The sequence below is a fragment of the Streptomyces sp. NPDC005492 genome, assembly GCF_040605995.1.
Classification (GTDB): Bacteria; Actinomycetota; Actinomycetes; order Streptomycetales; family Streptomycetaceae; genus Streptomyces.
Genome location: NZ_JBEXDX010000004.1, coordinates 51,826 through 66,626 on the forward strand (window position 1 = coordinate 51,826; position 14,801 = coordinate 66,626).

At 71.0% G+C, this 14,801-nt stretch carries 14 protein-coding genes; 2 read left to right on the forward strand and 12 right to left on the reverse strand.

All coding sequences use genetic code 11. The features are described from left to right. Positions 1–29: 29 nt before the first annotated feature. The 3 genes from purU to ABZT04_RS07310 are packed head-to-tail and all read right to left on the reverse strand — an operon-like array spanning position 30 to position 3,222. Positions 30–935 (reverse strand): formyltetrahydrofolate deformylase, encoded by a 906-nt coding sequence (gene purU / locus ABZT04_RS07300; RefSeq protein WP_356053971.1) that lies wholly within the window; start codon positions 933–935, stop codon positions 30–32. Beyond that, the gene (locus ABZT04_RS07305; protein WP_356053973.1) at positions 932–1,804 is read right to left on the reverse strand and encodes a methylenetetrahydrofolate reductase; all 873 of its coding nucleotides are present in this window, start codon (positions 1,802–1,804) and stop codon (positions 932–934) included. The genes purU and ABZT04_RS07305 overlap by 4 nt, the downstream gene beginning before the upstream one ends. A 32-nt stretch (positions 1,805–1,836) precedes the next feature. Further along, the gene (locus ABZT04_RS07310; RefSeq protein WP_356053975.1) at positions 1,837–3,222 is read right to left on the reverse strand and encodes an aminomethyl transferase family protein; all 1,386 of its coding nucleotides are present in this window, start codon (positions 3,220–3,222) and stop codon (positions 1,837–1,839) included. Between the two features lie 276 nt (positions 3,223–3,498). On the opposite strand from ABZT04_RS07310, the gene ABZT04_RS07315 reads away from it, so the two are divergent. Together ABZT04_RS07315 and ABZT04_RS07320 are read left to right on the forward strand one after the other, a co-directional pair. Continuing rightward, the gene (locus ABZT04_RS07315) at positions 3,499–4,773 is read left to right on the forward strand and encodes a helix-turn-helix domain-containing protein (RefSeq protein ID WP_356053977.1); all 1,275 of its coding nucleotides are present in this window, start codon (positions 3,499–3,501) and stop codon (positions 4,771–4,773) included. Then, entirely contained in the window at positions 4,770–5,660 is an 891-nt protein-coding gene (locus tag ABZT04_RS07320) for a methylenetetrahydrofolate reductase (RefSeq protein ID WP_356053979.1), read from the forward strand. The genes ABZT04_RS07315 and ABZT04_RS07320 overlap by 4 nt, the downstream gene beginning before the upstream one ends. Positions 5,661–5,696: 36 nt before the next feature. On the opposite strand, the gene ABZT04_RS07325 is transcribed toward ABZT04_RS07320, so the two are convergent. From ABZT04_RS07325 to ABZT04_RS07365, 9 genes are read right to left on the reverse strand one after another with little or no spacing between them, the layout of a single operon-like run. Continuing rightward, entirely contained in the window at positions 5,697–6,677 is a 981-nt protein-coding gene (locus ABZT04_RS07325; RefSeq protein ID WP_356053981.1) for a sugar kinase, read from the reverse strand. Beyond that, the gene (locus ABZT04_RS07330) at positions 6,674–7,336 is read right to left on the reverse strand and encodes a bifunctional 4-hydroxy-2-oxoglutarate aldolase/2-dehydro-3-deoxy-phosphogluconate aldolase (RefSeq protein ID WP_356053983.1); all 663 of its coding nucleotides are present in this window, start codon (positions 7,334–7,336) and stop codon (positions 6,674–6,676) included. The genes ABZT04_RS07325 and ABZT04_RS07330 overlap by 4 nt, the downstream gene beginning before the upstream one ends. A gap of 30 nt (positions 7,337–7,366) precedes the next feature. Next, a complete protein-coding gene (locus ABZT04_RS07335) occupies positions 7,367–8,185 on the reverse strand; it encodes a hypothetical protein (protein ID WP_356053985.1) in 819 nt (272 codons plus the stop codon). Continuing rightward, complete coding sequence (gene dgoD, locus ABZT04_RS07340; protein ID WP_356053987.1) at positions 8,182–9,327, reverse strand: galactonate dehydratase; 1,146 nt, start codon at positions 9,325–9,327, stop codon at positions 8,182–8,184. The genes ABZT04_RS07335 and dgoD overlap by 4 nt, the downstream gene beginning before the upstream one ends. Further along, the gene (locus ABZT04_RS07345; protein WP_356053989.1) at positions 9,324–10,097 is read right to left on the reverse strand and encodes a FadR/GntR family transcriptional regulator; all 774 of its coding nucleotides are present in this window, start codon (positions 10,095–10,097) and stop codon (positions 9,324–9,326) included. The genes dgoD and ABZT04_RS07345 overlap by 4 nt, the downstream gene beginning before the upstream one ends. A 34-nt stretch (positions 10,098–10,131) precedes the next feature. After that, the gene (locus tag ABZT04_RS07350; protein WP_356053991.1) at positions 10,132–10,905 is read right to left on the reverse strand and encodes an SDR family NAD(P)-dependent oxidoreductase; all 774 of its coding nucleotides are present in this window, start codon (positions 10,903–10,905) and stop codon (positions 10,132–10,134) included. Positions 10,906–10,956: 51 nt separating this feature from the next. Next, on the reverse strand, positions 10,957–13,020 hold the full coding sequence (locus ABZT04_RS07355) for an alpha-galactosidase (RefSeq protein ID WP_356053993.1): 2,064 nt from the start codon (positions 13,018–13,020) through the stop codon (positions 10,957–10,959). Beyond that, positions 13,017–13,865, reverse strand: a complete 849-nt coding sequence (locus ABZT04_RS07360; RefSeq protein ID WP_356053995.1) for a carbohydrate ABC transporter permease — start codon at positions 13,863–13,865, stop codon at positions 13,017–13,019. The genes ABZT04_RS07355 and ABZT04_RS07360 overlap by 4 nt, the downstream gene beginning before the upstream one ends. Continuing rightward, a complete protein-coding gene (locus ABZT04_RS07365) occupies positions 13,865–14,800 on the reverse strand; it encodes a sugar ABC transporter permease (RefSeq protein WP_356053997.1) in 936 nt (311 codons plus the stop codon). Before ABZT04_RS07365 ends, ABZT04_RS07360 begins: the two co-directional genes overlap by 1 nt. Between the last annotated feature and the right edge of the window lies 1 nt (position 14,801).

The following is a 14,801-nucleotide window of genomic DNA, read 5'->3' on the forward strand; positions in this document are numbered from 1 at the left end:
CGCCGTGCCTCGTCCAGGGGGTGTCGTCCTCAGGTGAAGACGATGGTGTGCTTGCCGTTGCGGATGACGCGGTCCTCCGCGTGCCACAGCACCGCACGGGAGAGCACCGCGCGCTCGACGTCCGCGCCACGGCGGGCAAGGTCGGCGGCGGTGTCGGCGTGGGTGACCCGCACGACGTCCTGTTCGATGATCGGGCCCTCGTCGAGGTCCTCGGTGACGTAGTGGGCGGTGGCCCCCACCAGCTTCACTCCACGTTCCTTCGCCTTGGCATAGGGGCCGGCACCGATGAAGGCGGGCAGGAAGGAGTGGTGGATGTTGATGATCGGGACGCCGAGGTTCTCGATGAAGTCTCCCGACAGGATCTGCATGTAGCGGGCCAGGACGACGAAGTCGACGTTGCCCTTGAGCAGCCGCAGGTGTTCCGCCTCGGCCGCCGACTTGTCCGCCCCCATGGAGGGCACGTGGAAGAAGGGGATGCCGAACGACCGCACCTCCTCCGCGACATCGGGGTGGTTGGAGATCACCATGGCGATACCGACCGGGAGTTGGCCCCGACGGTGACGCCACAACAGGTCGAGCAGGCAGTGGTCGGACTTGGACGCGAAGATCGCCACCCGCTTGGGCGCCGACAGATCGCGCAGCGTGTACGTCAGGGCGTATTTCTGGGCCAGTTCGTCCAGGGAGGCCCTGATACCGGGGAGGGCGGCGCGGAGGCCGTCCATGCCGAAGACGGCACGCTGGAAGAAGGCGCCGCCCTGCGGGTCGTCCGAGTACTGGTCCAGGGACACGATGTTGGCGCCGTGCTCGCTGAGCCGGGAGGTGATGGCGGCGACGATGCCGGTGGCGTCGGCCCCCTGAACGATCAGTGAGGCCTGGTGTCCGGCTCCCCCGCTCTTCTTGGCGGTGCCGGTGGACGCGGTCTGCGTGAGGGTCATACGAGGGCCTCCTTCCTGAACCCGGCGATCCACTCGGCGGTCGTCCGGAGCCCGCCGAAGGTGTAGAAGTGCACCTTCACCTCGCCGTGGCGGCCCGACTCGTAGCCGTCGGCGAGGGCGCGCAGGAACCGGTCGGGTCCGGCCGTCCCCAGCAGACCGGTGAGCGACAGGCCGTACTTCTTGGCGATGGACGCGCCGGTGCCGACTCCGAACCGGGCGGCGTAGGACATCAGGCGCCGCACTCCGGCAGGGCCGGGGACACCGATCCGGACGGGGAGGGTGACATCGCGCTTCCGCAGGTCCTCGATCCAGGTGAGGACGGGGTCGACGTCGAAGGCGAACTGGGTGATGACGCTGCCGCTCAGGCCCTGTTCGGTGAGCTCGGTGGCCTTGAGGTTCAGGGCGGACCACAACACGCCGGCGGGGATGGCGGGGTGGCCCTCCGGGTAGCCGCTCATGCCGACGTGGTGGACGCCGTAGCGCTGGAGCAGTCCGGTCCTGATGAGCGACAGGGAGTCGTCGTAGGGGCCTTCGGGTGTGTTCGGGTCGCCGCCCACGACGAAGACGTCGTCGCAGGTGCCGTCCGCCCGGAGACCGGCGAGGAAGTCCTCGAACTGCCGTTGCGAGCCGAGCCGTCGGGCCGATATGTGCGGCACGGGCACGAACCCGAGGCGCTTGACCGCGCGGGCGGCCGCCAGTCGCATGGCGAGGTTCTCGTTGCCGAGGAAGGTGACGTTGATCCGGGTCCCCTGCGGGATCGTGGCGGCGGCCTCCTCCAGTCCGGCCACGTCCTTGCCGGTCATCTCCAGGGAGAAGTCGTCCAGCAGTGAGGTGCTCACCGCCGTGGGTGCTGTGCTGCCGAAACTCATGGGGCTCCTCGTGTACGACGCTCCGGGGACGGTCAACTCTGCGGAGCGGAGCGGTACTTGGTCCGCGCGAAGGGGTCGAGCGGCGCGGACTCGACCGTGGCGCGGATCTCGGTCTGCTCATGCGGCTCGACGCCGGGCTTCACCGAGCGCGGGCTCTCCCCCCACACCACGCGGACCTGGGTCCCCGGGCGCGCGACCGCCTCGTCGACGACTGCCAGCGAGACCACGGACTGGTCACGCACGACGTAGCCGCAGTCCATCGAGATCCCCACCTGGTGGTCCTCGGACAGCACCGTGTCCATCTGGAACTGTCCGTAGCGCGCCTTGGGGATGTTGAAGTACTTGTACGTCGGTCCGGGTGTCCAGAGCGAGGCGAAGACCCGGGCGATGTCGTCGGGGTTCCAGACGAGGGTGACCTTGTGCCGGTGCGGTTCGTCGGCGCGGGCGCGCAGGGCGTCGCGGCCCACGAAGTCGTGGTCGAACTTGACGAGCCGTTCGTAGCCGAGGTCGTAGGGCGTCACGTAGTAGTCGGTGATGTCCCGCGAGTACAGGCTTCCGCCCAGCGAGCCCGCGCTGCTGGCCGGCAGCCAGTCGCGGTAGGCCGCGAGGTCGGCGCCGGTGAAGATCGCGGGCATCGGGCCGGGGATCCAGCCGGACTCCAGGTTGGCGGTGGAGTAGGCCATGGCGCCGACCTGCTTGATGCCGAACTCCTCGCCGGACGTCCGGATCGCCTCGTAGATCTCGGCTCCCTCCTCCCACGGACCGAACAGTTCGAAGCCGACCTGTCCGGCCATCCCGTGGCGGAGGGCCCGGACCTGTCGGCCGGCGATCGTCAGGGTGGCCATGCCGAAGAACTTCACGTCGGGTATCGGCTGTCCGGTCAGCTTCTCCACCAGCGGGCCGGCCGAAGGACCCTGGATCTCGAAGCGGTAGAGCCTCGGCGGGCAGCCTCCGCGCTGGACCGACTGCGGGTCGCGGTCGACGGTCACGTCCCAGTCGCCGCTGCGCGCGTTGAACTCGACCCAGTCGATCACGGTGCGCCGGCCGACCAGGTCGACGGAGTGGTCGTCGAGGCCGAACAGCACCGAGTCACCGATGTAGAAGCCGTCGTTGTTCACGGCCACGAACTGCTTCGCCCTGTCCTTGCCGAATCCGGCGAAGCTGTTGACTCCCAGGTGTTGCAGCATCCGGACCGTGTCCGGGCCCTCGATGAACAGGTCGGTCATGTGGTGGGACTGGTCCAGCAGCGCGCACGAGTTGTGCCAAGCCAATGCTTCCTCGCGCCAGTTGGTGAACTCGGCGGGGACGAAGCCCAGGCCGTGCGAGAACGCTCTGGTCGACTGGTTGCGTATGACGTCGACGGCGTTCCCGACCCGGTCGATCGCTGTCTGCAGACTCTCGGTTGTCGCCCTGTCCACGTTGCTGTGCCTTCCGTCCGACGAAGGGGGGTGCGGTCCGGCCGGAACCCGGTGAGGCTCACGATCTCGGCGCCTGCAAAACGGTCGCAGAGCACGGGCGGCCCTCGCGCGGTCGCCGACCCCAAAGCGAAGGGGCCGCTGCTTGTGGTGCACCACAGGGCTGCCGCTGCCGGGTTGGCAGCGTGCGCCGTCGGCAGCAGGATGGACGGGATGTGACTCCCGCGACGGAACTGCCGTCGGGGGCGGCCTTGTTCAGAAAGTGGGCCCTCGAACCCGATGACGACCTCGCGCGACGAGTTCGCCGACCTCCGTCAGGTGGTGGCCCTGTGCGGTGAACTCTCCAGCCTGGCGACGACCGACTGCGACCTCGAACAGATCGTCACGGTCGTCGCCGAACGCGCCGGTGTGTGGGCGGCGGTGGTCGACGATTCGCTCTCGGTGCTGGCGGTGTGCGCCGGTGCGTCCGCTCGTGCGGGTGAGGAACGGCTCACGAGTGTGCTGACCAGCGACCCCGAAGCGGTCTCCCAACTGGTCGCCGCGGCGGCCCATATGCGCCGCGCCCTGTCGCTGCCCGCTTCGGGTGCCTCGGCGGTGTCCCTGGTGGTGGCCCCGATCCTCGTCGGCGACGACTCGGTGGCCTCTCTGGTGACCGCCGGTCATGACATCGACGAGACCGGCGAGGACGCCCGGATCATGGTGACGGAGCACGCGGCCATGGTCTGCGCGGTGGTCCTCGGCCGCCGTCGGGTCGTCGCGATCGCCGCCGGACGCGCGCGCCGCGAGCTGTTCGACGGGCTGGTCTTCGTCGGCGACCGCACCGAGGCGGACGCCAAGGCATGGGCCCGGCACCTCGGTATCGAACCGGACGAGCGCCACCGCGTGCTGGTGGCGGCGCCGTTCTCACCCACGGGCGTACCCGCGCCCGCCGCCACCGATGTGGTCGAGCACATGATCACCACGCGCTGTCCGGCCGCGACGGTCGTGAACCGCGACGCCGAGGTGGTCGCGCTCGTCCCCGGTGACAACGACGCCGGACTCAACCGTCAACTCATCGCGCTGGCCCGGCTGTGCCGCGAGGTCGTGACGGCACGCTTCCCCGAGGTACGGCTCTACGCCGGGCTGGGTGACGCGCACACCGGAGCGGTAGAGATCAGCACCTCGTACGCGGAGGCACGGCGTGCCGTGGACGTCGGCCGGCTGATGACCGGGCTGTCCGATGTGACCGTGTTCGCCGAACTCGGTGTCCACCGGCTGCTGGCCCAGGTGCACGACCCCGCCGAACTGGCCGGCTACGCCCGCGACTTGCTGGGGGATCTGATCGACCACGACCGCACCAACGGCACCGACTTCTGCGCGACGCTGACCGCCTACTTCCGTCAGAATGGCAGCCTGCAACGCGCGGCCACCTTGCTGCACACACACCCGAACACGGTGGCCTACCGGGTGCACCGGGCCGAGAAGATCACCGGACTCGACCTCGGCTCCTACTCCGACCGGCTGGCGGTTCAGGTGGCACTGGAGATCGTCAACGGACTGGGAGGCAACGCGTGAGGGATGTGCTGGCCGCGCGAGGTGCTCCGCTCCTGGGCGCGTACGTCGTGCCGCAGGCGGGCGATCGGGAGTCCGCCGCCGATGCCGGTGCCACCGTGCGCGCCGCGGGCGCGGATCTCGTCGTCACGGCCACCTCCGGTCCCGAACGGCCGCGGTACACCAGCACCAACCAGTCGATCGACCTGGCGGCGGCCTGCCAGAACCGCGCCGGAGTACCGGCCCTCGCCACGGTGACCACCTGGAGCCGGACCGTCATGGCACTTCAGGCGCATCTGCTCGGTGGTCACGCCCGCGGCGTCACCCGGCTGATCTGCGGGAACGGCAGCCCGCCACCCGCCGGGGACCGATCGACGATCGACGGCCGGTGGGCGGTCGACGCCGTCGGGCTCATCGAGCTCCTGCGTGGACTGAACGAGGGCGTGGACCGCTACGGCCTGCGGCTGGAGGCGGCCACGAACTTCGACATCGGGGTCAGGATCAGAGCGGCGCCCGTGCTCTCGCCTGCGGCCCGCGCCCGAACCCGCCGCAAGATCGCGGCCGGAGCGCATTTCATCGTCACCAGCCCGGTCTACTCGCAACACTCCCTGGACACGCTGCTCAAGGTCATCGACGGCGATGTACCGGTGCTCGCCACCGTGCACCCGCTGCGCTCCCTCGCCGAGGCGGAACTCCTGCGGCGCGAGCTTCCGGACGGGTGTGTTCCCACGGCGCTGATCGACCGCCTGGCCCGTGCCGGAGACGGGGCAGCCGACGAAGGGGAGCGGATCGCGGTGGAACTCGCCGCGCAGTTCGCCAACTGCACGCAGGGCATCATCCTGTCCCGGGTCGACCGCCCGGAACTCGTCTCCCGCGCGCGGGCAGCACTGGCCCGCCCGGTCGTCGGCTGAGGCGGTGAGTACGGGCCGTCGTCGCGACGCGCCCTCTCAGAGAAGGCCGACCGCCCACTCGTCAGCCGAAAGCCCGAGGAGCCGTTCGATCCGGGCATCGTCCGGCAAGGGGCCGTGGTCGGCCGTCACCTTGAGTGCCGACGCGGCCGTGATGTGCCCCAGCCGCAGCGCACGTTCCACGCCGTGGCCGCGCAGCAGTCCGGCGAGAACGCCGGCGGCGAACGCGTCGCCCGCCCCGACCGGCTCCACCACGTCCGTGCGCAGAGCGGGCACGGTCCAGGTGCCTTCGTCACTGAACGCGGTCGCCGCACGGCCGCCGTCCTTGACGACGAGGAGGCGCGGGCGCGCCAACAGCTTTCGTACGTCGGCCGGTTGAAGGTTCGCGTCCCACAACTCCTGCGCCTCGTCGAGCCCGACGAAGGTGATGTCGGCGAGGTCGGCGAGATCGCGCAGCACGGTCGATGCCGTGCCGGGCGGCCACAGCGCGGGACGGTGGTTGACGTCGAAGCTGATGGCATACGGCCGCTCGCCGACCGGGACGGTCAACGCCGTTGTCACCAGGGTCCGGCAGGACGGGGACAGTGCCGGAGTCACGCCCGTGAGGTGGAGGACGGAGGCCGACCCCACCCTGTCGTCGTCGAGTACGTCGGGGCCCATCGCCGAGGCCGCCGAGTTGCCGCGGTAGTAGTGCACGCGGGTCCCGGCACCGTTCGGCTCCTTCACGAGCAGGCCCGTGGGTCGCTCCGGGTCCCGGCGCACCCCGCTGACATCGACGCCCGCCGCGCCGACTTCGGCCCGCACCCGCCGCCCCAACGCGTCGTCTCCCACCGCCGAGAGCCAGGAGACGGGGACCCCGAGATCCGCGAGATACATGGCCACGTTCGACTCGGCCCCGGCCACCGAGACCGTCAACTCCGCAGCGCTCTCCAGCGAGGCGTTCGGAGCGGGAGCCAGGGCCGCCATGGTCTCGCCGATGCAGACCACAGCTCCGGCCTCGTGCGGCCACCCGTTCGTCATGACGCCTGGCCCGCGGACGGGGCTTCTGCTACGGCGGCTTCTGCTACGACGGTGAGGAAGGCGCGGGCCCGGGCGCGCAGTTCGGTCAGGCTGCCGCCGTCGGCCGCGTCGCCGACCAGGGGCGAGCCGACTCCGACGGCGGTCGCTCCGGCGGCCAGATACGCGCGGGCCGCCGCTTCGTCGACACCGCCCACCGGCACGAACAGCTCGTGCGGGAACGGTCCGCGCAAGGCCTTCAGGTAGGAGGGTCCGCCAGCTTCGGCCGCTGGGAAGATCTTGAGTGCGGCGACACCGAGAGGGCGGGCGGCCAGGATCTCGGTGGGGGTCATCACCCCGGCGAGTACCGGCAGTCCGAGTTGGCGCGCCGCGCCAACGCCCTCCCCCAGTGCGGGAGTCACGGCGAAGTTCGCGCCGGCCCGGTGCGCGGCGCGGGCGTCGTCGGCGGTCAGGACCGTACCGGCGCCGAGGGGCCGGTCGGGGCCGAACTCCTTGCGGGCCCGGGCTATGACGGACAGCGCGTCCGCACCGCTGAGGGACACCTCGATCAGTTCGACGCCCTCCTCGGCCAGGGCCAGTACGGTACGCACCGCGGCTTCGGGATCGGTGCCGCGTACGATCGCGACCAGGCGATGGGCGGCCAGGGCCGCTCGCAGATCCATGTGACGAATTCCCTTTCCGTACAGGTCAGTTCAGGCGCAGCGGCAGGTCGTGGTCAGCGTCAGCCGCCACCGCACCTCGCCGGAGGCGGGTACCCGCGCGGCGTCACCGGGACCCGCCTGGGCGAGGTCGAAGACGCGGCCGAGCATCGGTTCGACGCCGGTGCTGCGGTAGGGGTGCGGGGCGGGGAAGCCGCCCAGGTTGCGCCACAGGGCGATGGACATGGGCTGCCCGTCGGCTTCGAGGGTCAGCGACAGCCGGTCCGCATCGTCGTGCACGCAGCATTCGGAAGCGTCCACGACTGCACCTACGGCGGTGCCGTCGTCCGGCCCGAACCGGTCCAGGCGCAGCCCGCCCGGTGCGGGCCACCGGCCCTCCACCCATGGGGCGCCGTCCGGCCACGCCCTCTCCAACAGCGGTGCCGCTTCCGGGAAGAGCCGAGTGCGAGCTCCGTCGCGGGTGTGCAGCGCGGCATGATCGGACAGGTCGAGGAGGGCATGGGCGGCCCATACGAAGCGGAAGCCCGCGTCGGCCGTCAGGACGTAGTCGGCCTGAGCCCCGTCGGCGGTGGCGCGCAGCGTGCGCGCCAGGGTGAAGCGGTCGCAGTGCAGGACGTCCGCTGCTCCCTCCCGTGTCCACGGCCGCGACCAGGCGTCCCCGTGGTCGGGGGTGCCCCGGACCGTGGGGACGCATTCCTCCAGTCCGCCCGCGTCCACGAAGGCGTCGCCCGGGGAGACGCTGTCCCGCTCGGGTGCCGTACGCCGCCACAGCCATTCGCGTCCGGCACCGCGCAGTGAGGTCCAACGGCCGCCGTGGGCAAGGTCGGTGACGATGTCCAGCGGCACGCTCACCACTCCGCGAAGGAGCCGTCGGGGTGCCGCCATACGGGGTTTCGCCAGGCGTGGCCGGTGCGGTCGGCGGCGCGTACGGCGGATTCGTCGACGGTGATGCCGAGGCCGGGGGCGTCGCCGCGCAGGGCGTGGCCGTCGACGAATCGGAACGGTGCGGGGTCGACGAGGTAGGACAGCAGGTCGGCGTCCTTGTTGTAGTGGATGCCGCGACTCTGTTCCTGGATGAGGAAGTTGGGGGTGGCGAACGCGATCTGGAGGCTGGCCGCCAGGGCGATCGGGCCGAGCGGGCAGTGCGGGGCGAGCTGGGCGCCGTAGGCCTCCGCGAGGGAGGCGATGCGGTGGACCTCCGAGATGCCGCCCGCGTGGGACAGGTCGGGTTGGGCGACGGCGATGCCCGCGGTGAGCGGGGGAAGGAACTCGGCGCGTCCGTAAAGGCGTTCACCGGTGGCGAGGGGTACCGGGCTCGACGCGACCAGGCCGGCCAGCAGATGGCCGTGCTCGGGCAGGACGGGCTCTTCGACGAACAGCGGGTGCAGCGGGGCGAGTTCGGTGAGGACGCGGCGGGCGGCGGCCGCGGTGAAGCGGCCGTGGAAGTCGACGGCGACATCACGGTCCGGGCCGAGTGCTTCGCGGGCGGCGGCCACGCGGGCGACGATCGCGGCGGTCTCGGCGGGGGTGGGGATCGGTGAGGTGGCTCCGGCGCCGTTCATCTTCACCGCGGTGAAGCCCGCCTCGACCTGGGCGGCTATCTGCTCGCCGAGTTGGGCGGGTTCGTCGCCGCCGACCCAGGCGTAGACCCGGACGCGGTCGCGCACCGGGCCGCCGAGCAGGGCGTGCACGGGAGCGCCGTAGGTCTTCCCGGCGATGTCCCACAGCGCCTGGTCCAGGCCGGCGACGGCGCTGGAGAGGATGGGGCCGCCCCGGTAGAAGCCGCCCTTGGACATGACCTGCCAGTGGTCCTGGACGCGCAACGGGTCCTGGCCGACGAGGTGTTCGGCCAGGACGTCGACGGCGGTGCGTACGACCTCGGCGCGCCCCTCGACGACCGGTTCGCCCCAGCCGATGACGCCGTCGTCGGTCTCGACGCGGCAGAACAGCCAGCGGGGTGGGACCAGGAAGGTCTCGACACGGGTGATCTTCACTGGGAGCGGGAGCCTTCCGTGTCTTCGGACTTCTCTTCGGAGGTCTCTTCGGACGTGTCTTCGGAATCGCCCAGGCGGTCCAGATCGCGGCCGGCCTGGTCGAGCAGGGCGCGCATCGCGGCCTCGGCGGCCAGCGGGTCCTGGTCGCGTACGGCGTCCAGGACGGCGCGGTGGGCCGGGACCGGGTCCTCGCTGTGCGGGGAGCTGTGCACGATGCGGTCGCGGTGGGCCAGGCCGGACTCGATGACCATCTCCATGCGTTCGAGGAGTTCGTTGTGGGTGGCGGCGAGCAGGGCGCGGTGGAAGGCGAGGTCGGCCTCGACGGCGTGGGCGGCGTCGGTGCCCTGCTCCCCCATCGCCTCGATGGCGCCGTCCAGGGCGGCCAGGTCGGCGTCGGTGCGGCGCTGGGCGGCGAGGCGGACGGCGGCGGGTTCGATGATGGCGCGGACCTCGGCGAGGTTGTGCAGCAGTGCCCGGTCGGACTCGCTGGTGGAGGCGCCCTCGAACTGCCAGCGCAGTACGTCGGCGTCGAGCAGGTTCCACTCGGCGCGGGGGCGCACGAAGGTGCCGCGGCGCTGCCGGGCGTCGACCATCCCCTTGGCGGCGAGCACCTTCAGCGACTCGCGCAGCGCGGTCAGGCTCACGTCCAACTCGCTCTGCAGCGCGACCAGATCGAGTGTGGCCCCTTCGGGGATCTCGCCGCCCAGGATGCGACGGGCGAGGAGTTCCACGGTCTGGCCGTGCACGCCGCGACGGGCATAGGGCGTCATGTCGTACAGCCTTTCTGCTGGTTGGGGAGCGTGGTCATGCGGAGGCCTTGACGACGCTCCAGCCACCGTCCACGACGAGACTCGTACCGGTGATGAAGGCGGCTTCCTCGGCGCTGAGGAACGCGATGGCGGCGGCGACCTCCTCGGGTGTGCCGAAGCGGCGCGCGGCCGTCTCGGCGACGCTGCGTTCCCGGTCCTCGGGCGGGACCCGGTCCCAGGCGGCGGTCAGTACCGGTCCGGGCAGGACGGCGTTGACGCGCACCTCGGGCCCGTACTCGACGGCGAGCTGTCCGCACAGGGAGAGCAGGGCGCCCTTGGCGGCGGCGTAGGCCGGGTGCCCGGGAATGCCCTTGTGCGCGTGCACGGACGAGGTCAGCACCACCGCGCCGCGCCGGTTCGTCAGATCGGGCAGGACCGCCCGGAAGCCGAGGAAGCTGCCGGTCAGGTTGACGTCGAGCTGCCGTTGCCAGGACGTCAGGGACATCTCGTGGGCGGGCGTGACATCGACGGTGAAGGCGTTGCTGACGAGGACATCGACGGGCCCGAAGGTGTGCGCCTCGATGACGATCCGCGTCCAGTCGTCCTCGGACGAGACGTCGGCGGACACGAACCGGGCCTGTCCGCCGTCCTTGCCGATGCGTGCCGCCACCGCCTCGCCCCGCTCCTCGGCGATGTCGACGAGCACGACGGCCGCTCCCTCCTCGGCGAGTCGTACGGCCGTGGCGGCTCCGATGCCGGAGGCCGCTCCGGTGACCACGGCGGTGCGGCCGGTGAAGCGGGCGCCGTGCCGTCGTACGGGCTGGTCCATCGTGGGGTTCGACTCCTTCGCGAGTAAGGGCTTGCTGAGAACATAAGGGGCTTACTCCCGCACCAGCACGACCAGGTCGGCATCGTGATCGGCACTCCACGCGAACGGCAGCCCGTAGTGCAGCAGATGGGCTCCGGAGTACGACGTCCCGGTCGCCTTGTCCCGATAGCGCGCCGCCGCTTGGAGCCCGCGCAGCCGGAGCCGGTCCGGGCGCCCCGGCAGGAGCGGGGCGCCGTCGAGCCGCCCGGTACTCAGCGCGGCGACGACCGTGCGGGCCCCGGCGTCGTACTGCACCCCGCAGCTCGGATCCTGCGGCGTGCCAAGGAGCCGAGCCTCGCCGTGGTGGATGACGTCCCGTACCTCCTTGTACCGGGCGATCCACCGGGCGGCCTCGGCCCGCTGGTCCGGTGTCCAGGTTCGCAGGTCGGCGCCGATGCCGAGCACTCCGCACAGGGCGTTGACGAAGCGGAAGGCGAGGCTGCGCGGGCGCGGGTCGAAGACGCCGGGCGCGTCGGTGACCCAGGAGCTCATGACGTGCGGGGCGTGCGCGTGCAGGAAGCCGTACTGGATGGCGAGCCGGTCCAGCGGGGCGGTGTTGTCGCTGGGCCAGACCACGTCGGTGCGCGCGAGGGTGGTGTGCTCGATCCGTCCGCCGCCGCCCGCGCAGCCCTCGACGGTGACGTCGGGGTGGGCGGCACGGAGATGGTCCAGGACACGCAAATATCCGGCGACGTGCTCGGCGTCCAGGTCGACGCGGCCTGCGCCGGGGCGTCCGCGTTCGGTGGGCGGGCGGTTCATGTCCCACTTGAGGTAGCTGATGTCGTAGGTGCCGAGCAGCCGGTCGAGCGTCCCGATCACGAAGTCCTGGACGTCGGTGCGGCCGAGGTCCAGGAGGAGCTGGTTGCGGACGAGCCGGCCGGGGCGGCCCTCGACGCGGTAGACCCACTCGGGGTGTTCCGCGTACAGGCGGCTGTCCGGGCTGACGGACTCGGGTTCGATCCACAGTCCGAAGTCCAGGCCCAACGCCCGTATGTCCGCAATGAATTGGTCGAAGCCCTGGCGGAAAGCGGCCGGGTCCGGCCACCAGTCGCCGAGTCCTCCGGTGTCGTCGGCGCGTCCGGTGAACCAGCCGTCGTCCACGACGAACAGCTCGGCGCCGATGTCGGCGGCCGTCTTCGCCAGCTCCAGTTGGCCGGCCGCCTCGACGTCGAAGCCGGTGGCCTCCCAGGAGTTGTAGAGGACCTTGCGGGGGCGGTGCAGGCGCTCACCGGTGAGCCGTCGCTCGTAGCGGTGCCAGACACGGGAGAGTCCGTCGAGGCCGTCCGGGCTGAAGGCGCAGGCGAGTTGGGGGGTGGTGAGGGTTTCACCGGGGGCGAGGACTACCGCGCCCTCGTGGGGCACCCGGCCCGCCCGTACGCGCAGCAGGCCACCGGGTTCCGCCTCCGCCGTGATGTGCCAGTTGCCGGGCCAGGCGAGGGCGATGCCGTACGCGGCCGGGTCCTCGCCGTCCTGCACCGCGAGCCAGGGCGCGTACGCGTGGCCCGGTGCGCCTTGGAGGCTGCCGATGGTGAACGTGCCTCTGGGGAGGTCGATTTGGGTGCGCTGGAACTCCTGCGACCACTGGCCCGCGAGGTAGGTCAGGCGGGCGGTGCCGCTGACGGGGATGTTCACGGCGGCCGAGTCGAGCCGTTCCAGGCGGAGTTCGTCCGTGGCGGTGAACTCTGTCCAGCGAAGGATCACGTCCGTGCCGGGGACGGTCTCGTAGTGGAGGACGGTGCGCAGGCCCAGCAACTCGTCGCGGAAGGCGAGCCGCAGCGCGCCCTCGTCGCCGGACTCCGCGCCGTCGAAGTCCCACCACACGCCCCGGTCCTCACCCGGACGGGACGCCACCAGCTCGGATCCGGTGAACGGCCTTAGCCCGTACGGCAGATACTCGGCGGGGGCCGCGTCGGCGGGTGTGATGAAGTGCGTACGCCGCGACCAGTCCAGGGTGGAGGGACCGTTCTCGACACCGAGCGGTCCCCAGGCGTCCAGTTCGGCCCAGGGGCCGTCCGGGGACAGACGCACGGTGTAGCTGGTGTTCTCCGTGCGCAACGTCCAGCGCTGGTGGGTCACTTCACCGCCCCGAGGTTGAGGCCTGCGACGAAGTGCCGCTGGAAGCGCAGGAACACGGCGACGGTGGGTGCGGCGGCGATGATGGAACCGGCCGCGATCACGTTCCACATCGACACGAACTGTCCCTGAAGTCCGATGAGGGCGGCGGTGATCGGCATGTTGGTGTCGCTGCGCAGTACGGTGATCGCCCAGAGCAGGTCGTTGAAGATCCAGGTGAAGGACAGGGCGCTGAGCGCGGCCAGGGCGGGGCGGGTCAGCGGGAGGATGATCCGCCAGAAGATCTGCCAGGGGCCGGCGCCGTCGACGACCGCCGCCTGCTGGATCTCCGCCGGGATCGACCGCATGAACCCGTGCAGGACGAAGACGTAGAAACCGACTCCGAAGCCGATCTGTACGCCGATGAGGGCGGGCAGGGTGTCGTAGACGCCCATGACTTCGCTGAGCTTGGACACCGGGATCAGGAGGATCTGCGGTGGGAGCAGGTTGCCGCCGAGCATGAGGAGCAACAGGGAGCGCCGGAAGGGGAGTTCGTAGCGGCTGAGGGCGAACGCAGCCATCGCGGCGAGGGCGAGGGTCACCAGGACGCAGGGCACGGTGACGACCATGCTGTTGATGAGGGCGCGCTGCTGGCCGCCGTCGACCCAGGCCTGGCGGAAGTTGCCGAGGGTGAAGGAGTGCGGCCAACTGCCCAGGCCGTTCGCGGCGATGTCGTCGAAGGAGCGGAGGCTGGTGACCACGACCAGGACGATGGGCAGCAGCCACAGGATCGCCAACGCGCCCGCGCCCAGATGGAATCCGGCGGTCGCGGCCCGCTTGCGGCGCAGGGCCGTGGAGCTGGCGGACATCAGTCGGCCTCCCGGAACGCGCGGACGAGGTAGGAGCAGATGACGCCGAAGGCCAACACGAAGATGACGACGGCGAGTGCGGAGCCGTAGCCAAGTCGCAGGGACTGGAAGGCGGTTGAGTACATGTAGGTGCTCAGCAGCTCTGACGAGTGGTAGGGGCCGCCGCGGGTCAGGGACCACACGACGTCGAAGGAGCGCAGCGAGTCGATGACGATGACGGACAGGACGACCGCGTTGACACTGCGCAGTTGGGGCAGGGTGACATGCCGGAAGCGCTGCCAGGCGCTCGCGCCGTCGACCTTGGCGGCCTCGTACAGGGCGGGGTCGATGCCCTTGAGGCCGGCCAGGTAGAGCACCATGACGTAGCCGATCTGGCGCCACAGCGCGGGCACGATCACCGCGTAGAGGGCGGTGTCCTGGTCGGCGAGCCAGGCGTGGCGGAGGCTGCCGAGGCCGAAGGACTGCAGGAGTTGGTTGAGGACGCCGTCGGGCTGGTAGATCGCCTGCCAGACGAGGGCGGTGGCGACCAGGGAGAAGACGACGGGCAGGAACAGGGCCGCGCGGTAGAAGCCGACGCCCCGGCGCTCCTGTTGGAGGAGCAGTGCGGTGGCGAGGCCTAGCAGGGCGGACAGGCCGCCGAAGAGGACGAGCCAGAGGACGGTGTGGCCGGCCGCGCTGCGGAAGACGTCGTCGTGGGCCATCTCCCGGAAGTTGTCCAGGCCGATGAACTGCGGTGGGGAGACGCCGTCCCAGCGGGTGAGGGCGAGGTAGAAGCCCTGGACGGCGGGCCAGAACACCCATACCGACTCGGCGAGCAGCGGGATGAGGACGAAGGCGAGCACCAGCGGGGGTGTGCGCCGGGGGCCCCGGGCCCGCTTGCCCTGGGTGGGCGTGCGGGCCGGGGACTTCCGGTCGGGCGCGGTCAGGACAGCCATG